The sequence below is a fragment of the Mesorhizobium sp. B1-1-8 genome, assembly GCF_006442795.2.
Classification (GTDB): domain Bacteria; phylum Pseudomonadota; class Alphaproteobacteria; order Rhizobiales; family Rhizobiaceae; genus Mesorhizobium.
This window is the reverse complement of record NZ_CP083956.1, coordinates 4,460,257-4,477,551: the sequence shown is the minus strand read 5'-3', so window position 1 is coordinate 4,477,551 and position 17,295 is coordinate 4,460,257. Positions and strand designations below refer to the sequence as shown.

The window sequence follows — 17,295 nt, the reverse complement described above, 5'->3', positions numbered from 1 at the left end:
TTTGGGGAATAGTGAGTGAGTAGTGAGTAGTAAGTAGTGAATGGTGAATGGTGAATGGTGAATAGTGGGTAAGTAAGTATATTCAGCGAATCACAGCGGCGAGGTGCCATCGGCTCACCATTCACCATTCACCATTCACTACTCACTACTCACTACTCACTACTCATTAATTCCTCTCTTTCGCCTCATGCATCAACAGCGCCGCCTCCGTGCGATTGCGCACGTTGAGCTTGGCCAGCACCCTGGTCATGTGGTGCTTGACCGTCTTTTCCTGCAGCGACAGCCGCGCCGCGACTTCCTTGTTGCTGAGGCCTTCCCCGACCAGCTTCAGGATCTCGGCCTCGCGGCCGGTGAGCTGGCTGAGTGGGTCGGGTTTGCGGCCGGCGGGCTGCAACAGGTCCGAGAGCAGCCTTGCCGACAGGCTCGGCGAGACATAGCTCTGGCCGGCCGCGACATCGCGCAGGATCTCGGCCAGCGACTTGGAGCCGACGCCCTTCAGCACATAGCCGCGCGCGCCGGTCTTCAGCGCCTGAGCGATATCGGCATTGGTTTCCGAGACGGTCAGCATCACCACCTTCTGCTCGGGCAGCATGGCCAGGATGCTGGCGAGCGCATTGAGGCCGCCGCCCGGCATGCTGATGTCGAGCAGCAGGATATCGGGCGCGTTTGCGCGGGCGAGGTGCTGCGCTTCCTCGGAGCTGGCGCCTTCGCCCACCAGCTCGAAGCCGCCGATCTCGCCGAGGCTGCGCGCCACGCCCTCGCGAAACAACGGATGGTCGTCGACGATGGCAATGCGAATGGGGGCGGTGGGTACGTTCATGGCTGCTCCTCGACAGACAGAGTGATGATCAGTCTCGTGCCTTCCGGGCCCGACAGCGTCTCGAACTGACCGCCTATGCTTTCGATGCGTTCCCTTAAGCCCGCGAGGCCGAGCCCTTCGCTGCGGGCGGGATCGAAACCCGGTCCGCCATCGATGACCTCGACCGCCAGCTTGCCGTTCTTGACCCCGCCCCGCACCGCCTGATCCTTGCCCTTGCCGTGCCGGTAGGCATTGTTCAGCCCTTCTTGCACGAAACGGTATATGCTGATCTTCTCCGAAGTGCCGAGTTCCGGCAAGCGGGAAGGGATTGTGAGCGCCACCTCGGTCGAGGTGCGCCGCTGATGCTCGGCCACCGCCAGACGCAGGATATCGGCCACGGCCTGGGTTTCGATCTGCGGCAGCACCAGCCCGTTGCAGATGCCACGGATCTCGCGCATCGCTTCGCCCAGCGTCTTGTGGATGCCGGCGATTTCGGCCTCGCGCAATTCGCTCGGAATGGCAGGGTCGACCAGCGCCGGGCTGTCCATCCTGAGCGCGGCCAGCGCCACCAGCTGCGCCGGCCCGTCATGCAGGTCGGCGCCGATGCGCCTCAGATAGCGTTCGTTGATGGCCGTGGCGCGCCGTGAGGCGCGCTGCACGCGCTGGCGCAGCGACGAATTCTGCGCCAGCGCCGTCTGCAGCTCAGCGACTTTGGCCTGGAGTGCGGCGCGCTGCGTGACGATGGTGCGGCTGCCGCGAAAGACGATGCCCGACAAAAGCGCGAGTGCTGCCGCGGTAGCGCCCGCCACCACCAGCCAGGTCCATCGGAGCGCCGAGTTCAGCGTGTCCTGGAAATCGTCGGCGATCTCATAGAATTCCGACACCGCCACCACCTGGCCGGACCACGGCTCGCGCACCGGATTGTAGATCTCGAACAGTGGCGTACGCAGCGATTTTTCCTCGTTGGCTTCGGGGTCGTCGCTGAGGTCGTTGTATTCGGCCACGACATTGCCGGCAAAGGCGGAGGTGAGATTGTGGTTCGGCGGGAAGGTCTTGCCGATCAGCGCCGAATCCGAGGCATAGAGCACCATGCCGTCGCGCCGCCACAGCTTGAATGACACCAGCTTTTTGCCGAGCGCGCCCTGACCGAGCGTCTCGTCGAGCGCCCGCTTGACGGTGTCGTCGAGCTCGCGGCTCTTGCGCATGTCCGGCAGCAGCGGTGCGATCACGCTGTCGACATAGAGCGCGGTGGTGGTGGCGGAGTTGTGCATCACGCCTTGCCGGATCTGCGATGTCACCCACAGGCCGACCACGAGCATCACCGCCAGAAGCCCGATACCGCCGACGATGAGGAATTGGATCGCCAGCGACAGCTGGCTCCAGCCCTCTAGGAATCGCTTCAAATATTCCCTCGGCATCCTTACCGTTCACCCTACCCGCAGGGGAGAGTATAGGCGCGGCGCGGCGATTGCGACACCGACCTTGGTCCGTTCCCCTGGGGAAGGTTAATGTCCCCGCGTCATCGCAGTTGCCGGCCGATCACTCAGAACCATCTATGGGCTCCGCCGCCGGCGCATTTCTTTGCGTCGGAGCCTCGGTCCGACGGAACGCGGAACAGGGGATTGCGTTTGTGTGACGCGATGTCGAGAGGTTTTCATCATAACAGGGTCGAAAGAACGGCTGCGGCCGTGCTCACCGAGGCGGAGCGTCAGGCGCGCGCCGAAAAGAACGCCAGGCTGAAGGATCTTCGCACGCATGGGTCGTGGCTGGTGCTCGATCCTCAAGCGCCGTTCTGTGACGAGATCGACTGCTCGGCGCTGTTCAGTGAAATACGAACGATCGCTGACGATGGCTAGAAGCATGTCTCCCGAAAATGTGCAGCGGTTTCGGGAGGTGCCTTAGGAATGACCTCAAGCCATTAAGCGATCTGAAGCCGTCCGATGGTATCCGCGCGCGATGTCGAGATCAGGCGTGCGGCGGCCAATGACGCCACGATCAGCAAGACCGCTGTGATGTCGAGGAAGATCGACCCCGCCAACACGACACCGCTGTGGTCATAGCAGACTGCATAGTCCATGACGCTTTGCCCTCACACCCACCTACTGCGTATCTTGCCAAGAATGATCCCGATTTGAGAGAAATACAAGGGATTGCTAATCTAAACCCGCTGTCAGCGCTTTGCGCTGGGTCGTTGCGGTGGTGTCGTTGGCGTCGGGATAATCCGGTTCAACCGCAGCAAGCCTTGCCGTTGTCGGGCGCACAACATGACGCGTTTGCCGCCTTCTGTTCCTCCAGCCAGCGGTCGCGCGGCTTGCAGCTGGCCGGCCGCGGCGACAGCTCGACCTCGATCCGGTCGCCGACGAGGACCGGCTGGTTCGCCCGGTGAAGCTCCATCGGGCGGATGCCGTCGCTGACCTCGAAGGTCAGCCTGGCCGACCGGTCGAGGGCGACGTGATCGGCAACCTTGCTGATGATAGCGGCGAATTTGCCGGCTGGCATGTGCACAGGCCCGCCTTCGTCCACATCCCAGAGCTGGACGAAGATTTCCGGCCAGGATTCCGGATTGCCGCCGCAGTCGAGCGCCGAGAACTGCCCGGCTTTGACCTCCGTCACATGGTATCCCGGCTTCACCGCCTGGCCGTCATAGCAAAACACCAGCGGTTTATCCTTGTGGTCGGCCAGCGCATCAAGCAGATCGCCGATCGTCAGGTCGATCGGGTCCACCGGCACGGGATCGGCGATTTTTTGATTGTCAGGAGCAAGCACGTCGGCTATTCCTCATTTCAACATTTCAAGGATCATTGAAACGTGGACGGACGTCAAGCCCTGATCGCCTTTGGCGCGCTGTCGCAGGAAACCCGGCTGCGTCTCTTGAGACTGCTGGTCATTGCCGGGCCGGACGGCATCGCGGCCGGTTCGCTTGCAGAACAGGTCGAGGTGTCGCCCTCCAACGTCAGCTTTCACTTGAAGGAACTGGAGCGCGCCGGCCTCGTCGCCACGCGGCGGGACGCGCGATCGATCGTCTACAGCGCCGAATATGACGCGCTGTCAGGCCTGATCAGGTTCCTCATGCAAGATTGCTGCTCGGGCCGGCCGGAGATCTGCGCGCCGGCGCTTGCCGCCTGCTGTGCGCCGGAGGCCCGGCAATGATTATGGAGCGGATCGCCGCCGGCGCCCAGGAACTGTGTGCAGCGCTCGATTTGGCGGCCCTGCCGTCGGATGATCTTGGCGAGCCAGGCGGCGCCTTCTTCCGCTTCGCCGATGGAGGCGAGACGGTCGGGTTCGGCGGTCTCGAACGCTGCGGCGACGACGTGCTGCTACGCTCGATCGTCATCATGCCTGAGGCGCGGGGCAAAGGGCTTGGGCGGCGCGCCGTCAGCCTGCTGTTTGAACAGGCGCGCGCGGATGGCGCCCGCCACGCCTACTTGCTGACGACGGATGCAGCGCCGTTCTTCGCAAGGCTGGGGTTCGAACCGATCGCGCGGCAAAGCGCGCCGGCCGACATCCTCGCCACCCGGCAAGCCGCCTCGCTATGCCCGTCGACCGCCACGCTTATGGCGCGGCTGTTATAGGCGGTGGCGATGGTATCCTTCGATCTGCGGCGACGAGCCGTTGCCGAGGCCTTGGGCACCTGCCTGCTGGTCGCGACGGTGGTCGGTTCCGGCATCATGGCCGAGACGCTCACGCGTGACACCGCGCTCGCGCTGCTCGGCAACACCATGGCCACAGGCGCGATGCTGGTAGTGCTCATCACCATCCTTGGGCCGATCTCCGGCGCGCATTTCAATCCGGCAGTCTCGCTCGTCTTCTGCCTGAACCGGACGCTGCCGATGCGCGACCTTCCCGCCTATTTGGTCGCGCAGTTCGTCGGAGGCGTTGTCGGCACCATTGCCGCGCATCTGATGTTTGCGCTGCCGGTTCTCGAAATAGCCACCAAGCTCCGCACCGGGCCGTCGCAATGGTTCTCGGAGATCGTCGCAACGTTCGGCCTCGTCGCCGTCATTCTCTCGGGCATCCGCTTCGAGCAAAGAGCCGTGCCGTGGCTGGTCGGCCTCTACATCACCGCCGCCTACTGGTTCACAGCATCCACGTCTTTCGCCAATCCGGCCGTCGCTGTGGCGCGGGCGCTCACGAACACGTTTTCCGGCATCAGGCCGGTCGATCTGCCGGGCTTCATCGTCGCCGAATTGCTCGGCGCGCTTATCGCCCTGGTGCTGATGGGCTGGTTGCTGCGGCCGCAGCCCATTCAACAATCTGTGCCGGCGAAGGCGGAGTCATGACGATCACCATCTATCACAACCCGGATTGCGGCACCTCGCGCAACACGCTGGCGATGGTCCGCGCCAGCGGCGAGGAGCCTGTGGTCATTGAATATCTGAAGACGCCGCCGAGCCGCGAGCGCCTGAAAGAGCTGATCGCCGCGATAGGGATTCCGGTGCGCGGCCTGCTGCGCGAGAAAGGAACGCCCTATGCCGAACTCGATCTCGGCAATGCCAAATGGTCGGACGACGAGCTGCTGGACTTCATGATGGCACAGCCGATCCTGATCAACCGGCCGATCGTTGAAACACCCAAAGGCACGCGGCTCTGCCGCCCCTCCGAAGCCGTCCTTGATCTGCTCGACAGGCCGGTGCGCGAGTTCGTCAAGGACGACGGCGAGAAAGTCGTCTACCCGCCGGGGCAGGTTTGATTGGAAGCTCCCGCGCCTGTCGCCCGCAATCGCCACGTCCTCGTTTCAGCGCTTGGCGTCACCCAGATTATGGCCTGGGGATCGTCCTACTACCTGCCGGCGGTCATTGCGCCTCGGGTGGCGGCCGACACCGGCTGGCCGCTGGGTTGGGTGGTAGGCGGCCTTTCGCTTGGGCTGCTGGTCGCCGGCCTGATCTCGCCACGCGTGGGTTCGTCGATCGAGCGTCGGGGCGGCCGCCATGTCCTGGCCTTCAGCGCCGTTGCGCTTGGCCTTGGCCAGATCGGTCTCGCGGCAGCGCCGAATCTCGCCGCCTACATTGTCGCCTGGTTGGTCATCGGCTTTGGAATGGGCGCCGGTCTGTATGACGCGGCTTTCGCCACGCTTGGCCGCCTCTACGGACATGGCGCGCGTTCCGCCATCACCACGCTCACGCTCTTCGGCGGCTTTGCCAGCACCGTCTGCTGGCCCATCTCGGCCTTCCTGATGATCGAGGTCGGGTGGCGTGGCGCTTGTCTGTCCTATGCCGCCGTTCAGCTGCTGATCGCGCTTCCCCTGTATCTTTTCGTTTTGCCTGGAGCCACCGAAGCGCAGGCCGTCAAACCTGCCCGAACAGATCCGGCAGCACCCGTTGGGAAGAACAATCTCAAGTTCGGAACGATGGCCGTTCTGGCCACCACGCTCACGCTTGCAGCGGTGATCTCCTCGACATTGTCGGTGCATTTGCTGTCGATCCTGCAGGGCGGAGGCATGGCGCTTGCCGCCGCCGTCGGACTAGGTGCGCTCGTCGGTCCTTTCCAGGTCTCCGCCAGGACGATTGAAATGATCGTGGCGCGTTACCACCATCCGATCTGGACCAAATTCGCGTCCGTGACATTCGCGGCAATCGGCGTATCCATCCTCTGGGCGGGCCTGCCGATCATTCCGGTCGCGCTTGGCTTTTACGGCGCCGGCATCGGCCTGGAATCGATCGCCCGCGGAACCCTTCCGCTCGCCCTGTTCGGGCCATCAGGCTACGCCAAGCTGATGGGTCGTCTCGCCATGCCGAGCCTCATTGCCCAGGCGGCAGCGCCGTCAGTCGGCGCGTTGCTGCTGGAGCGTACCGGCGCCAACGGCCTGCTGGGAGTTCTTTCAGGGCTTGCCTTGGTCAACGTCGCGTTGGCCTGCGGTTTGGCCTGGCTCGTCGCGGCATCGAAATCCGCAGGTCGAGCTTCCTTAGCAGCTCAATGATTTTATCGAGCAATCCCGCCAGTTACAGCTTCGAGCGACCCTCCGACCGCGCGATCGTCAATATCGGGGATGCCGACGATCTCTCAGGCGCAGTCTTTCAGCTCGACCACCTCGACGCCAAGCCGGAAGGCCTGGCCATCGGCGTAGGAGCGCGCATATTGCTCGGCTTCGAAGGGAAAGGTCAGCGTGGTGCCATAGGCAGTGACGCGCACCGTCCACTTCTGGCCCCTGACGATTTCAACACCATGAAGCTTCGCCGTCGCCATGCCTCTCTCCACATCCGGCTCGCCTGCAACGCAACGATAACGTCGCGAATATCATTTGAGTACAAATAATCCGACATATTTGTGTCGTGTGTGTTTCGCTTCCGACATTCAGCCCACCACGTCCGTGAAATGCATCACAGACGGCCAAACGCTTGTGACGGCCAGCACGAGAATGTACGCACAATCCGGCTTGGCCACAGAAGCGGTTTTTCATGCTCGCACGCCTGACGATGATCTCGAGCGGCGCAACGCTCGCCACGCGCAGGGGTCGCTTTGCGCAGGACGAGCCGCTGGAGCCGCAGGCGCTCGCCCGCGCCGGCGCCATAGCACCCGCGCTGCGCCGAGCCGATCGCGTCTGGACGAGCCCGGCATTGCGGGCGCGGCAGACCGCCGAGGCGCTTGGCCTCGAAGCCTCGCTCGAGCCGCGGCTCGCCGATCAGGATTTCGGCCGATGGGCGGGCAAAAGTTTCGAAGCGGCGCAGGCACAAGATCCCGAGGGCATCGCCGCCTGGTTCTCAGACCCCGATGCGGCTCCCCATGGCGGCGAAGCGCTCGCCGATGTCGCCCGGCGCGGCGTCGCCCTAATGGACGATCTCCTCACCCAGCCCGGCCATACCATCGCGGTGACCCATGCCGGTGTCATCCGCGCGGCGATCGTGCATGTGCTTGGCGCGCCGCTGTCCTCGGTCTGGAAGATCGACCTCGAGCCGCTCAGCCTCACCGATTTCCGCAGCGACGGCCGCCGCTGGGTGCTGCGGGCAAGCGGGGTCAGCTATCGCGAAAATGCCGCGTCGGGACCGGGATGACAATCCCGGCGGCCGCCGGTTCACCGCACGGCTGTCAGGCCACGCGGTGGGGGAAAAGGTCGTGGAACCGCTGAAGGTACAACGGCCATCCCTGATCGCTGTCGACGCCACCGCGCACGCCCTCCCAGCCTTCGCCATGCCGTTCGAGATTCCGGTGCTCGATTTCGACCCGGGTTCGGTTCTCTGTCTCGGCCGTGAAGCGAACTTCCCATTCGCTGGTCCTGTTCGGGTCGGCTTCCACCTGCCACCGAGGACTGATATCCCAGCTCAGCAGCAGCCTGTTGGGCGGATCGTAGGCCAGCACGCGAGCCCAATGGCACTCGCTGCCGTCGACGCCACGATCATAGACATGACCGCCAACGCGGGGTTCGAAGATTGTCTCCGAGATCGGCACCGCGAGCAGATTGTGCTCGCGAGGCTTGAAGCTGCCGAAGTCCTGGGTGAAGACCTTGAAGGCATGTGCAATAGGCGCCTCGACAACGACGGAGTGCCTCACGGGCGCGGGTGCTGAATGCTTTGTCATCTCTGGTCCTTCGCTGGTTGCTCGACGGCCAATTTGTAGCCCGCCAGGGTCTTGTTCCAGAACCGGTCGATCTCCGCGCGCAGGCTGGCCAGCCCGTCCGGATCGATACGGTAGATGCGTTCCTTGCCGGAGCGCGTGTCGGCCACGAGCCCGGCGTCCTTGAGTACCTTCAAGTGCTGAGATACCGCCGGCCGTGTTACAGGCAACGCACGTGCAAGTCCGCCGACCGAACAAGGTTGTTCGACCAGCAGTTCGAAGATCGTGCGCCTCGTCGGATCTCCGAGCGCTGTCCAATAGTTCGCGTTAGTCACCACTAACGCGAACTTATACCGGTGTGTTTGTCCTGTCAATTTGGCGGGCGCGGCCCAAGGCGTTTTTGCAATGCGGGACTTGAGCTAAAGTAGCGCATCACCGACGCGCGCTAGGGATACCTTATGGCCGAACTTCCGGGCACAGACGAAAGCAACGCAACGGACCCGGGCGGTGCTGCCGGCGACGATCCTCGCCTTGCGTTCATCTACCAGGAAGCGGTGCGAGGTCTCACGCATCAGCAGAACGTTGTCGAGAACATGAACACGCGCGCCGGCAGCCTTATCTTTGCCACCGCATTCGCAAACTCGTTGCTCGGCGGCAGGGCGCTTTCCGATGGGCTTGGGCTTTGGGACTGGATCGCGGTGGCGTTGCTTTTCGCCATCGGCGGGCTGATCGTCTTCATGCTTTGGCCCTACCACAAATACACATTCCGCTTCGATCCGGAAGAGCTGCTCCATCAATATGTCGACGGCGACAGGCCGACGACGATGGCGGCCATGCAGCGCGCGCTTGCGCTTCGCATCAAGGCAGATATGGCCGGCAACTGGCGCGTTATCCAGCGGCTGCGGCTGGCGTTGCAGATCGCTCTGGTTTTCCTGTTGCTCGACATATTGGCCTGGCTTCTCGCGATCGCGGCCTTGTGAGTTACGAGTCTGGCTGCGGCCAGACAGGGAATGCGAAGCCGGCGGGCTCCTCTGGCCGGCATCTCGCCGCCAGCCTCAATGCTCAGGCACTTCGGCCCACAGTGTCTTGCCAAAACCACGCTTGTCGAGCTTCCACGGATTGCCGGTGATCACCGCCTTGCCGTTCCGGCACTTGTAGGCATAGACGGCGTCGTGTCCCGTCGCCGCCGCCGGCACGACTTCGTTATTCGGATTGGCCTTGCAAAACGCATCCGCGCCGGGATTGTCGCGGGAGGCGTTCATTTTCGCGCAGGGCAGGTTGGCGCCGACGAAGCAGACCAGGACCTTGCCGTTCATGCAGCGATAATTGGCCTCTGCCTGCAACTCGGACTCGCTCAACGTGCCGTTGGCATCCGGAAAGAGCTTTTTGAACGCCTTGACCGTTCCATCGTGAAGCTCGTGCGAATAAGGACGGATCGTGTCGTCGTTTTTCAGCTGGCGGCACAGTTTGTAGAGGTCCTCCGCCGCAGCGCTGTCGACAGCGATGAAGGCGAATGCCGACAGCAGTGTGGCCGCGAAAAGGCCGATTGTCGAAAAGCGGATGGCAGTCATTTGACCCTCCGGGAAATCAGACGGGACTTCGCGTCGGCAGCTGCGGACGAATGCCCGGCGATCTGCATGAAGATAGCGCGCAACCAAAATCCGAAGAAGGCCGTTGAGCAGGTGCTGATGCCAAGGGAGCGCAAAAGGTGGAGAAACTTGTCAGGCAGAGCCAACCGCTCACTTTCCGCTTCGCCGATGACGGCCTGGTGCCCAACCATCCGCGTTGGCCGATGATCGTCTATCGCGGAGCCGTGACGCTGCCTGACAATCTCGATCCGGCTTCCGTGTTCGAAGGGCTCTTCAAGGCGAACGGCTGGGGCAGCAGCTGGCGCAACGGCATCTATGCTTACGTCCACTACCATTCGCGCATCCATGAGGTGCTCGGCATTGCACGCGGCACGGCCGAGGTGCGCTTCGGCGGCGACAAGGGCGAGGTGCTGACGGTCGAGGCCGGCGACGTGGCGATCCTGCCGGCTGGCACCGGCCACCAGCGCCTGTCCTCATCCGCCGATCTTCTCGTCGTCGTCGCCTATCCGCCCTTCGGAACTTATGATCTGTGCACCACCGCGGAGCAGCACGACGCCGCGTTGCGCACCATCCCGAAGATAGGCCTCCCGGAGCAGGACCCGGTCTACGGGAGCGAAGGTCCGCTGCTCAAAAAATGGCAGCCATGACGTCTATGGATATTTAGTCTGATTTGCGATCGCGTCACGGGGATCGCTTTCCAACTTCTTAGGCAGTGGCAGACTTGAGCACTGCAAGTGCACCTCGCGAGCGAACAGCTTTCGCTGCTTCTGCTCGTGCTCTTTGATGGCTGCTTCGAGCCCCAGGCTGTACGGGCCAAGCAAGACGCCGAAGCCCCAGCCGGGGTGCTCTTTTTCGCGAGCGGCATAGTCCGAAGCCGCCATGCGGGCTTGCTGGCATTGCGGCGTCGCCCATTTCGGGTCCTGCTGCGAAAGCGATGCCGCATAGTCGACCGGAGACGTCACACATCCAGCCACTGTCGCGGCCAAGGCGGCGACCATCGCAATTCTCATCCCCAAGCCTTTCCTAATGTTTGGGGCACAGTACACAGAAGGCTTTTTCCCGCAAGCAAGGTAGCGCCCGAGGCGTTCCCCGGCTTAAAACTTGCGGCTCAGATAGCGCGAGCCGCCAAGCCCAAACCGCCACTGCGATTCAACGCCCTTGGTCAGCCCGATCCGGCGTCCCGTAACGATCGCGGCTGGACCGGTCCCGGAAAAGGAAAATTCGAAAGGCGGCTCGGCGAGCAGCAGCCGGTTATGCGAGCCGTCGATGCCGAGCGCCTGGCACAGCCGCCCTGGGCCCGAGCAGAGCAGCCTGTCGTCATTGGTGCCGCGCTTGGCCTGCATCGTAGCGATGCCGAATTGCGGCTGCAGCGCCCGGATCAGTACGGCGCTGCCCGGCAGGCAGACGGCGTTCAGGCACCAGTGCAGGCCATGCGAGCGATAGATATAGGCGCTGCCTGGCGCGCCGTACATAGGCGCGTTGCGCGGGGTTGGTCCGCGAAAAGCATGGGATGCCGGATCGTCAGGACGATAGGCTTCGGTCTCGACGATAATGCCGCCGGCGCCGTCGAGCCCGAGCGTTGCGCCTATCATCTCGCGCGCCACCACCAGGGCGTCCCGCGCGAAGAAATGCTGGTCCGCAGAAGCGCTGGAGATCATATTCGGAGACCCTGTGTCGGATTGGCCGACCATCGTTCGTCCTTGGGGCGTAAACGGCAATCACAACGGAGAAAAACGATATGCCCAGCACCGTCCGTCTGCACCGCGTTCTGACGACCAGCCCGGAAAAAGTCTACCGCGCCTTCACCGAGGCCGATGCGCTGGCCAAATGGCTGCCGCCGAACGGCTTCACCTGCACGGTCCATCATCTGGAAGCAAAGGTCGGCGGATCGCACAAGATGTCCTTCCGCAATTTCACCACCGGCGACAGTCATTCCTTCGGCGGCGACTATATCGAGCTCGTTCCCGGTGAGCGCCTGCGCTACACCGACAAGTTCGACGACCCCAATTTGCCCGGCGAGATGCAGGTGACCGTGACGTTGAAGAAAGTCTCCGTTGGCACGGAGCTGGAGATCACGCAGGCCGGCATTCCGGACGCCATTCCGGCCGAAGCCTGCTATCTCGGCTGGCAGGAATCGCTGCGCAATCTCGCAAAGCTCGTCGAGCCCGAAATCAACCAATAATCCGGCGGATAGATGCCGCTGCGACCGGAAGCGCGCCGACCTTGGTGCGCTTGCCGGCGACCGCATTGCGCACCTCATCCTAACAAATAATGACTTGGAGATAATCGGGCGACGCGAGCCCTTGCATGATCGTGTCACGCGTGATTATCGGGACCCTTTTTATGCGTGCTGTAGCGATCAGATAGCAATCGCCAGGATCCTTGTGCCCGGTATCGGCCACCACTGCGGCCGCCTCGCACGCGATTCGTTGCTTGATAGGAACGATCTTCGCCCCCGTGGCCGCCACCGCCGCCGAAAACCATTTTGACGGTGTTCCGGCGCCGAGGTTCGGCGGATGCCTATGGGCTGGCTTGCGGGATGCGATCGTCAATTCCCACGCTGTGATCGGTGACACGTACAGCGTTCCTGCTGCTTGGCATTCAGCGATCGCAATGAGAGCTTCTTCTGAAAGTATGTCCGCTGCCGTTACGAGCCAATAAAGCGTGTGCGTGTCAAGGAGGGTCCCTGGCAAGGATCAGTTCTTCACCGGGGGCTTACGCACCTTGTCCGAACCGCCTTTAAGGGCCTGCTTGGCAATCGGCTTGGTGAGGTCAACGCCCTTTTTCAGAGGTAACTGCGATGACTTCATCGAGTCGGCACCACGCACCTCAACATAGCGGCCGCTACGTGAGTCTCGTACCGCCCACTTGCCGGTTGGCTCCTGTTTGATCTGGGCTTTTGTCATGGTTTTCAATATAGCGACAAATCGTCATTGTTGCGAGCATTTAGCACAGACTTCCAAGGCAGCAATACGTGCATGGCGTTTCGCGTTAGGTCCAACTGTTCATCCCAGCAGATTACGCGCCGTGCGCATGAAAATCCTTGACCCGATCGGGATCAGATCGTCCGGAAAGTCATAGTCGGGATTGTGCAGGGCAGGGATACGCTCGCCGGCGCCGAGGAAGAACATCGCCGACCTGGCTTTATGGCCGAAAATGCCGAAATCCTCGGAGGCACGCATCGGCAGGGCCTCCTCGCTGCGCGCCACGCCTTCCTCGTCGAGCGCCCGGTTGAGATGCTTCACTGCCTCCGGGGCGTTGACGCTGGCGACGAAGATCTCGTGGTAGTCGAAGCGGACGGCAAGCCGGTGCTCGGCCGCGATCTTGCCCGCCAGCGCTTCCGCGGCCGCGACCAGTTCGGCCATGCGCTCGTCGCGGCGGGTGCGCAGCGTCGCCCAGACCTCGGCATGCGCCGGCGCGATGCCGAACACCGCTTCGCCCATTCTGGCGTGGGTGACGGTCACCATGCCGAAATCGTCGTCGGCGAAAGTGCCGCGGCCAAGCGCGGGCAGGGCAGGCATCAGCGCGCTCACCGCCGGCATCGGCGAGACGCCGGTTTCGGGCATGGACGAATGCGCGGTCTTGCCTTCCAGAGTGATGCGCATGCCGCGTGAGGCGCAGTTGACCACGCCGGGCTTGAGGCGCACCTCGCCGAACGGCACGCCCGGCAGATTGTGCAAAGAGAAGGCGAAATCCGGCGCGATCTCGCCGAAGCGCGGATCGGCGACGACGCCGGCAGCGCCATTGCCGGTTTCTTCCGCCGGCTGGAACATCAGCACGACGCGGCCGCTTGCCGGCCTTTCGCGCCCGAGCTGGCGGCCAAGCGCGGCAAGGATCGCGGTGTGTCCGTCATGGCCGCACATATGCGACGTGCCCGGCACCTGCGATGAATGCTCGACATCCGAAAGCTCCTCGATCGGCAGCGCGTCGAGCTCCGAGCGGAACAGCACTGTCGGCCCCGCTTTGCCGCTATCATAAACCGCCGCCACGCCATGACCGCCGAGCCCGGTCAGCACCTTGTCCGGCCCCGTATCGGCAAGGAAGTCGACAACCTCTTTCGCCGTCTTCTCCTCCTCATTGGAAATCTCAGGCTGCCGGTGCAGCTTGCGCCGCCATTCCGTAAGCTCGACGATGTCTCGATTGGTAAGGGTCATGAGCGTGGTTCCGGTTAGCTTGTCGATCACACAAGCACGATAGGATTGTTCCCGCGTCATTCAGCATTTAATGCCGACGCAGGCGCTTTGTCGCGTCGACGCGCGGCCGCAGGGTCCTACGAAATCCGTTGCCCGCCGTCATCAAGAAGAACGCAGTCATCCGCATCGAAGCCGAGGTCGACGGACTCCCCTTCACGCAGGATCTGGCCATTGATCGGGGCGTTGGCACGGATACTCGAGCTGCCGCCGATGTCGACTTCGTAGATGGCGCTTCCGCCCAGATACGAGGTCGAGACGACGCGGCCGGACAGCCGATTGGAAGTCCCCGCCGCGCCCACAGACAGTTTCTGGGGCCGGACCACGACAGTGACTTTGCTGCCGCTCGCAAGCGGCCTCGGAGAAATCACATTCACCGTCTGGCCGGCGGCAAGCATGACGGAAGTCGGTGCCTCAGAACGGCTCACTGTGCCGGCAAGCATGTTGGCCTTGCCGAGGAAATCGGCGACGAAGGCGGTGGCCGGCGCATCGTAGACTTCTTGCGGCGCGCCGATTTGCTCGGCCGATCCCGCGTTCATCACAACGATGCGATCCGACATGGAGAGCGCTTCTTCCTGGTCGTGCGTCACGAAGATGGCGGTGATCCCGGTCTCCCTCTGGATCTTCTTGATCTCCACGCGCATTTCTTCGCGCATATTGGCGTCGAGCGCCGACAGCGGCTCGTCCAGCAGCAGCACCTGCGGCTCGAAGACGATGGCGCGGGCGAGCGCGATGCGCTGCTGCTGCCCGCCCGACAGTTGCGAGGGCAGTTTCTTCTCGCTGCCCGGCAGCCGCACCATGTCGAGCGCCTGGCCGACCCTTCGCGCGATCTCGGGCTTGGGCACGTTGCGGTATTTCAGGCCGAAGGCGACGTTGTCGAATACGGTCTTGTGGGGGAACAGCGCGTAGCTCTGGAAGACCAGCCCGATGTTGCGCTTGTAGATCGGAATGTCGTCGACCCGACGCCCGTCGATCATGATCTGCCCGCTCGATATGTCGACCAGCCCGGCTATGGAGCGCAGGATCGTGGTCTTGCCGCAGCCCGAAGGTCCCAGCAAGGTGACGAAGCTGCCCTTGCGGATCGAGAGCGAGAAATCCCGCACCGCGACGAACTTGCCATAGGCAATGTCGATGTTGCGGAACTCGACCGCCGGCTGGCTCGTCTCCGCGCCTTTGCTTGAGACAGGTCCGCCGGCGCCAGCTTTTGCCACCCCGGCCACTGCCGGCCGGGGTGCTTCGGAAAGGTCGTGGCTGTCAGGCACCTTTCGAGATCCTGTTCCACTGCTTGGTCCAGGCGTCCTCGTTGGTCGCCCAGTAGGTCGGATCGGCGAAGGTCAGCGCCTTCATCGTGCCGGTCTTGTCGAAAGCCGGCAGCTTCTCGATCTTCTCGGTGAGCTTGACTTTGGTCGGGTCGAGCGACGGCGGATAGCTCTGACCTTCTGCCACCGCGATCGCGGTCGCCGGATCGAGCATGAAGTTGACGAGTTCTTCACACTCGGCCATCGGCGAGCCTTTCAGGATCAGCATGTCCTCCATCCAGGCATAGGAACCCGCCGGATCGAGATAGCCGATCGGATGACCCTGGTCCTGCAAGGCGGCGACGCGGCCCGACCAGGCATCAGTCACCACGATCTCACCTTTGGAAAGCAGGTCCATCAGCTCCGCCCCGGAACTCCAGAACTTCTTGGCGAGGTCGCGTGTCTCGCGCACCTTGGCCCAGATCGTGTCCATGTCCTTGAGGTTGTTGGGGTCCTGTCCGGTGGCCAAAGCAGCGTACCAGACGCGTGTGGTCATGTCGTCATAGCCGCCGACCTTGCCGGCATATTTCTTGTCGAGCAGCAGGCCCGCACCCTTTTCCTTCGCCTCCTCCGGCGAGATCACCTTGGTGTTGTAGGCGATGCCTGTGGTGCCGTAGTCATAGGGCACGGCCGAGAGTTTTGGCGTCAGCTTGCGGAACGGCTCGATCATCGGCTGCAGCACATTCACCATGTTGGGAATGTTGGCCTCGTTGATCTCCGAAGTCAGGCCGCCGTTCACATATTTGATGTAGTAGTTGACGCCGGACGAATGCACGACCTGGTAGTCGCCGGGCTTCGCGGTCTTGATCTTGGTGATGATCTCGTCCTCGTCGCCGAACGTGCCCTGGACCACCTTGATCTTGGTCTTGGCCGTGTAGGGCTGGAAGGCATATTTGTCGATCGCGTCCTGCACCGTGCCGCCCCAGCCGTCGAAGCGGACCTGCTCGACCGCCGCGAGCGCCTGCCGCATCCACGGCATGTCGAGGCCGGCCGAGGCGGCCGCCGCCGCTGTCAGCGTCAGGAAAGTGCGGCGGCTGAGGCCGCCATTCATGTAGCGGTCGTGCAGCCGTTCGAGCCGCTTGGTGGTGGTAAGTTTCATTTCGCTTCCTCCTTTGGTTCGCCACGTCGTTTCAATCTGGTCAGGCTCTGCAGGATAAGACCGCCGAGCAGCGGGATGCCGACGGTCACCAGGATCATCACGGTGCCGAGCGCGTTGATCTCCGGACTGATCGAGATCTTGAGCATCGAAAGGATCTGGGTAGGCATGGTCTCGACGCCGGCCGGCCGCCAGAACAGGCTGGCCGACGTGTTGTCGAACGAGATGGTGAAGGCGAGCAGCGCGCCGCCGACGACGGCGGGGATGAGCAGCGGCAGCGTGATCTCGCGGAAGGAGGCAAAGCGCGAGGCGCCGAGCGAAAGCGCCGCCTCCTCATAGACGCGCCGGATGCCGACCATGCGCGCCTGCGCGATCAGCACCACATAGGGCACGGCGAGCATGATATGACCGAGCACCAGGAGCAGCATCGTCCTCGGCTGGTCGATTGCCTTGATCAGCACCAGCAGGCCGACGCCGAGGATGGTCTCCGGCACCAGCGCCGGCAGGATCACCAGCGTGCTCAGCGCCTGTTTGCCGGGGAACTCGAAGCGCACCAGCGCAAACGCCGTGACGACGCCTATTGCCGTGGTGACGGCGGCGGTGACCAATGCGATCCACAGCGAGGTCTGGAAGGCGGCCAGCACCGCGTCATTGGCCATCAGCTTGCCGTACCATTGCAGGCTGAAGCCCGTCATCGGGAAGCCGCCGAACATCGAGGCGTTGAACGACAGGATCACCGTCGCCACGATCGGCGCGAACATGAAGATATAGACGCAGACCGTGACGAAGCCGGTCATCCGCCAGGCCCATCGGCCTTCCTCTTTCCGCCGCCGCG

General features: G+C 63.1%; 25 protein-coding genes. 10 read left to right on the top strand and 15 right to left on the bottom strand.

What is annotated here, in order from left to right:
- Window positions 1-166 precede the first annotated feature (166 nt).
- Together FJ974_RS21985 and FJ974_RS21980 are read right to left on the bottom strand one after the other, a co-directional pair.
- Window positions 167-820 carry a response regulator gene (locus FJ974_RS21985; RefSeq protein ID WP_140538848.1) on the bottom strand — a complete coding sequence of 218 codons (654 nt, stop codon included), beginning with the start codon at window positions 818-820 and terminating at the stop codon, window positions 167-169.
- Window positions 817-2,217 carry a sensor histidine kinase gene (locus FJ974_RS21980; RefSeq protein ID WP_140538847.1) on the bottom strand — a complete coding sequence of 467 codons (1,401 nt, stop codon included), beginning with the start codon at window positions 2,215-2,217 and terminating at the stop codon, window positions 817-819. The genes FJ974_RS21985 and FJ974_RS21980 overlap by 4 nt, the downstream gene beginning before the upstream one ends.
- A 270-nt stretch (window positions 2,218-2,487) precedes the next feature.
- On the opposite strand from FJ974_RS21980, the gene FJ974_RS21975 reads away from it, so the two are divergent.
- Window positions 2,488-2,655, top strand: coding sequence for a hypothetical protein (locus FJ974_RS21975; RefSeq protein ID WP_181177329.1), 168 nt, complete (start codon window positions 2,488-2,490; stop codon window positions 2,653-2,655).
- A gap of 370 nt (window positions 2,656-3,025) precedes the next feature.
- On the opposite strand, the gene FJ974_RS21970 is transcribed toward FJ974_RS21975, so the two are convergent.
- Entirely contained in the window at window positions 3,026-3,565 is a 540-nt protein-coding gene (locus tag FJ974_RS21970) for a DUF6428 family protein (RefSeq protein WP_181177327.1), read from the bottom strand.
- Window positions 3,566-3,607: 42 nt separating this feature from the next.
- Here FJ974_RS21970 and FJ974_RS21965 point away from each other — a divergent pair, with 42 nt between their 5' ends.
- The 5 genes from FJ974_RS21965 to FJ974_RS21945 all read left to right on the top strand — a co-directional run bounded on the left by FJ974_RS21965 (window position 3,608) and on the right by FJ974_RS21945 (window position 6,716).
- Window positions 3,608-3,949 carry an ArsR/SmtB family transcription factor gene (locus tag FJ974_RS21965; RefSeq protein ID WP_140538846.1) on the top strand — a complete coding sequence of 114 codons (342 nt, stop codon included), beginning with the start codon at window positions 3,608-3,610 and terminating at the stop codon, window positions 3,947-3,949.
- Window positions 3,946-4,371 carry an arsenic resistance N-acetyltransferase ArsN2 gene (gene arsN2, locus FJ974_RS21960; protein ID WP_140538845.1) on the top strand — a complete coding sequence of 142 codons (426 nt, stop codon included), beginning with the start codon at window positions 3,946-3,948 and terminating at the stop codon, window positions 4,369-4,371. Before FJ974_RS21965 ends, arsN2 begins: the two co-directional genes overlap by 4 nt.
- 9 nt (window positions 4,372-4,380) lie before the next feature.
- Window positions 4,381-5,079 (top strand): MIP/aquaporin family protein, encoded by a 699-nt coding sequence (locus FJ974_RS21955; protein ID WP_140538844.1) that lies wholly within the window; start codon window positions 4,381-4,383, stop codon window positions 5,077-5,079.
- Entirely contained in the window at window positions 5,076-5,489 is a 414-nt protein-coding gene (gene arsC, locus FJ974_RS21950; RefSeq protein WP_140538843.1) for an arsenate reductase (glutaredoxin), read from the top strand. The genes FJ974_RS21955 and arsC overlap by 4 nt, the downstream gene beginning before the upstream one ends.
- 69 nt (window positions 5,490-5,558) lie before the next feature.
- Window positions 5,559-6,716, top strand: a complete 1,158-nt coding sequence (locus FJ974_RS21945) for an MFS transporter (RefSeq protein ID WP_226891653.1) — start codon at window positions 5,559-5,561, stop codon at window positions 6,714-6,716.
- 83 nt (window positions 6,717-6,799) lie between these two features.
- Here FJ974_RS21945 and FJ974_RS21940 read toward each other — a convergent pair whose 3' ends face one another.
- Entirely contained in the window at window positions 6,800-6,982 is a 183-nt protein-coding gene (locus FJ974_RS21940; RefSeq protein ID WP_140538841.1) for a hypothetical protein, read from the bottom strand.
- 212 nt (window positions 6,983-7,194) lie between these two features.
- Here FJ974_RS21940 and FJ974_RS21935 point away from each other — a divergent pair, with 212 nt between their 5' ends.
- Window positions 7,195-7,788 carry a histidine phosphatase family protein gene (locus FJ974_RS21935; protein WP_140538840.1) on the top strand — a complete coding sequence of 198 codons (594 nt, stop codon included), beginning with the start codon at window positions 7,195-7,197 and terminating at the stop codon, window positions 7,786-7,788.
- A 34-nt stretch (window positions 7,789-7,822) separates the two neighbouring features.
- Here the strand turns inward: FJ974_RS21935 and FJ974_RS21930 are convergent, their stop codons facing one another.
- The gene (locus tag FJ974_RS21930; protein WP_140538839.1) at window positions 7,823-8,311 is read right to left on the bottom strand and encodes an SRPBCC family protein; all 489 of its coding nucleotides are present in this window, start codon (window positions 8,309-8,311) and stop codon (window positions 7,823-7,825) included.
- Window positions 8,308-8,625, bottom strand: a complete 318-nt coding sequence (locus tag FJ974_RS21925; RefSeq protein WP_210240730.1) for an ArsR/SmtB family transcription factor — start codon at window positions 8,623-8,625, stop codon at window positions 8,308-8,310. Before FJ974_RS21925 ends, FJ974_RS21930 begins: the two co-directional genes overlap by 4 nt.
- Window positions 8,626-8,745: 120 nt before the next feature.
- Here FJ974_RS21925 and FJ974_RS21920 point away from each other — a divergent pair, with 120 nt between their 5' ends.
- Complete coding sequence (locus tag FJ974_RS21920) at window positions 8,746-9,267, top strand: hypothetical protein (protein WP_181177326.1); 522 nt, start codon at window positions 8,746-8,748, stop codon at window positions 9,265-9,267.
- Window positions 9,268-9,342: 75 nt separating this feature from the next.
- Here the strand turns inward: FJ974_RS21920 and FJ974_RS21915 are convergent, their stop codons facing one another.
- Window positions 9,343-9,945 (bottom strand): hypothetical protein, encoded by a 603-nt coding sequence (locus FJ974_RS21915; protein ID WP_140538837.1) that lies wholly within the window; start codon window positions 9,943-9,945, stop codon window positions 9,343-9,345.
- A 50-nt stretch (window positions 9,946-9,995) separates the two neighbouring features.
- Between FJ974_RS21915 and FJ974_RS21910 the strand changes: the two genes are divergently transcribed.
- Complete coding sequence (locus tag FJ974_RS21910) at window positions 9,996-10,523, top strand: cupin (RefSeq protein WP_140538836.1); 528 nt, start codon at window positions 9,996-9,998, stop codon at window positions 10,521-10,523.
- A 3-nt stretch (window positions 10,524-10,526) separates the two neighbouring features.
- Here the strand turns inward: FJ974_RS21910 and FJ974_RS21905 are convergent, their stop codons facing one another.
- Window positions 10,527-10,886 (bottom strand): hypothetical protein, encoded by a 360-nt coding sequence (locus tag FJ974_RS21905; protein ID WP_140538835.1) that lies wholly within the window; start codon window positions 10,884-10,886, stop codon window positions 10,527-10,529.
- An 84-nt stretch (window positions 10,887-10,970) separates the two neighbouring features.
- Window positions 10,971-11,534 carry a DNA-3-methyladenine glycosylase gene (locus tag FJ974_RS21900; protein WP_140538834.1) on the bottom strand — a complete coding sequence of 188 codons (564 nt, stop codon included), beginning with the start codon at window positions 11,532-11,534 and terminating at the stop codon, window positions 10,971-10,973.
- Window positions 11,535-11,614: 80 nt separating this feature from the next.
- Here FJ974_RS21900 and FJ974_RS21895 point away from each other — a divergent pair, with 80 nt between their 5' ends.
- Window positions 11,615-12,058 carry an SRPBCC family protein gene (locus FJ974_RS21895; protein WP_140538833.1) on the top strand — a complete coding sequence of 148 codons (444 nt, stop codon included), beginning with the start codon at window positions 11,615-11,617 and terminating at the stop codon, window positions 12,056-12,058.
- A 79-nt stretch (window positions 12,059-12,137) separates the two neighbouring features.
- Here FJ974_RS21895 and FJ974_RS21890 read toward each other — a convergent pair whose 3' ends face one another.
- From FJ974_RS21890 to FJ974_RS21865, 6 genes are all read right to left on the bottom strand, one after another.
- Window positions 12,138-12,569, bottom strand: a complete 432-nt coding sequence (locus tag FJ974_RS21890) for a type II toxin-antitoxin system VapC family toxin (protein WP_140538832.1) — start codon at window positions 12,567-12,569, stop codon at window positions 12,138-12,140.
- Between the two features lie 3 nt (window positions 12,570-12,572).
- On the bottom strand, window positions 12,573-12,791 hold the full coding sequence (locus FJ974_RS21885) for a hypothetical protein (protein ID WP_140538831.1): 219 nt from the start codon (window positions 12,789-12,791) through the stop codon (window positions 12,573-12,575).
- 90 nt (window positions 12,792-12,881) lie between these two features.
- Window positions 12,882-14,030: an amidohydrolase gene (locus tag FJ974_RS21880; RefSeq protein ID WP_140538830.1), complete on the bottom strand. Its 1,149-nt coding sequence runs from the start codon at window positions 14,028-14,030 to the stop codon at window positions 12,882-12,884.
- Between the two features lie 116 nt (window positions 14,031-14,146).
- Window positions 14,147-15,328: an ABC transporter ATP-binding protein gene (locus FJ974_RS21875; protein WP_226891342.1), complete on the bottom strand. Its 1,182-nt coding sequence runs from the start codon at window positions 15,326-15,328 to the stop codon at window positions 14,147-14,149.
- Window positions 15,321-16,463 (bottom strand): ABC transporter substrate-binding protein, encoded by a 1,143-nt coding sequence (locus tag FJ974_RS21870; RefSeq protein WP_140538829.1) that lies wholly within the window; start codon window positions 16,461-16,463, stop codon window positions 15,321-15,323. Before FJ974_RS21870 ends, FJ974_RS21875 begins: the two co-directional genes overlap by 8 nt.
- Window positions 16,460-17,257 carry an ABC transporter permease gene (locus FJ974_RS21865; protein WP_226891341.1) on the bottom strand — a complete coding sequence of 266 codons (798 nt, stop codon included), beginning with the start codon at window positions 17,255-17,257 and terminating at the stop codon, window positions 16,460-16,462. Before FJ974_RS21865 ends, FJ974_RS21870 begins: the two co-directional genes overlap by 4 nt.
- Window positions 17,258-17,295: the final 38 nt, after the last annotated feature.

Coding starts and splice junctions, on each gene's coding strand:
- FJ974_RS21905 (WP_140538835.1), bottom strand. CDS start 10,886: ATGAGAATTGCGATGGTCGCCGCCTTGGCCGCGACAGTGGCTGGATGT.
- FJ974_RS21895 (WP_140538833.1), top strand. CDS start 11,615: ATGCCCAGCACCGTCCGTCTGCACCGCGTTCTGACGACCAGCCCGGAA.
- FJ974_RS21980 (WP_140538847.1), bottom strand. CDS start 2,217: ATGCCGAGGGAATATTTGAAGCGATTCCTAGAGGGCTGGAGCCAGCTG.
- arsN2 (WP_140538845.1), top strand. CDS start 3,946: ATGATTATGGAGCGGATCGCCGCCGGCGCCCAGGAACTGTGTGCAGCG.
- FJ974_RS21955 (WP_140538844.1), top strand. CDS start 4,381: ATGGTATCCTTCGATCTGCGGCGACGAGCCGTTGCCGAGGCCTTGGGC.
- FJ974_RS21900 (WP_140538834.1), bottom strand. CDS start 11,534: ATGATCTCCAGCGCTTCTGCGGACCAGCATTTCTTCGCGCGGGACGCC.
- FJ974_RS21920 (WP_181177326.1), top strand. CDS start 8,746: ATGGCCGAACTTCCGGGCACAGACGAAAGCAACGCAACGGACCCGGGC.
- FJ974_RS21870 (WP_140538829.1), bottom strand. CDS start 16,463: ATGAAACTTACCACCACCAAGCGGCTCGAACGGCTGCACGACCGCTAC.
- arsC (WP_140538843.1), top strand. CDS start 5,076: ATGACGATCACCATCTATCACAACCCGGATTGCGGCACCTCGCGCAAC.
- FJ974_RS21985 (WP_140538848.1), bottom strand. CDS start 820: ATGAACGTACCCACCGCCCCCATTCGCATTGCCATCGTCGACGACCAT.
- FJ974_RS21880 (WP_140538830.1), bottom strand. CDS start 14,030: ATGACCCTTACCAATCGAGACATCGTCGAGCTTACGGAATGGCGGCGC.
- FJ974_RS21940 (WP_140538841.1), bottom strand. CDS start 6,982: ATGGCGACGGCGAAGCTTCATGGTGTTGAAATCGTCAGGGGCCAGAAG.
- FJ974_RS21865 (WP_226891341.1), bottom strand. CDS start 17,257: ATGACCGGCTTCGTCACGGTCTGCGTCTATATCTTCATGTTCGCGCCG.
- FJ974_RS21935 (WP_140538840.1), top strand. CDS start 7,195: ATGCTCGCACGCCTGACGATGATCTCGAGCGGCGCAACGCTCGCCACG.
- FJ974_RS21945 (WP_226891653.1), top strand. CDS start 5,559: ATGGCCTGGGGATCGTCCTACTACCTGCCGGCGGTCATTGCGCCTCGG.
- FJ974_RS21930 (WP_140538839.1), bottom strand. CDS start 8,311: ATGACAAAGCATTCAGCACCCGCGCCCGTGAGGCACTCCGTCGTTGTC.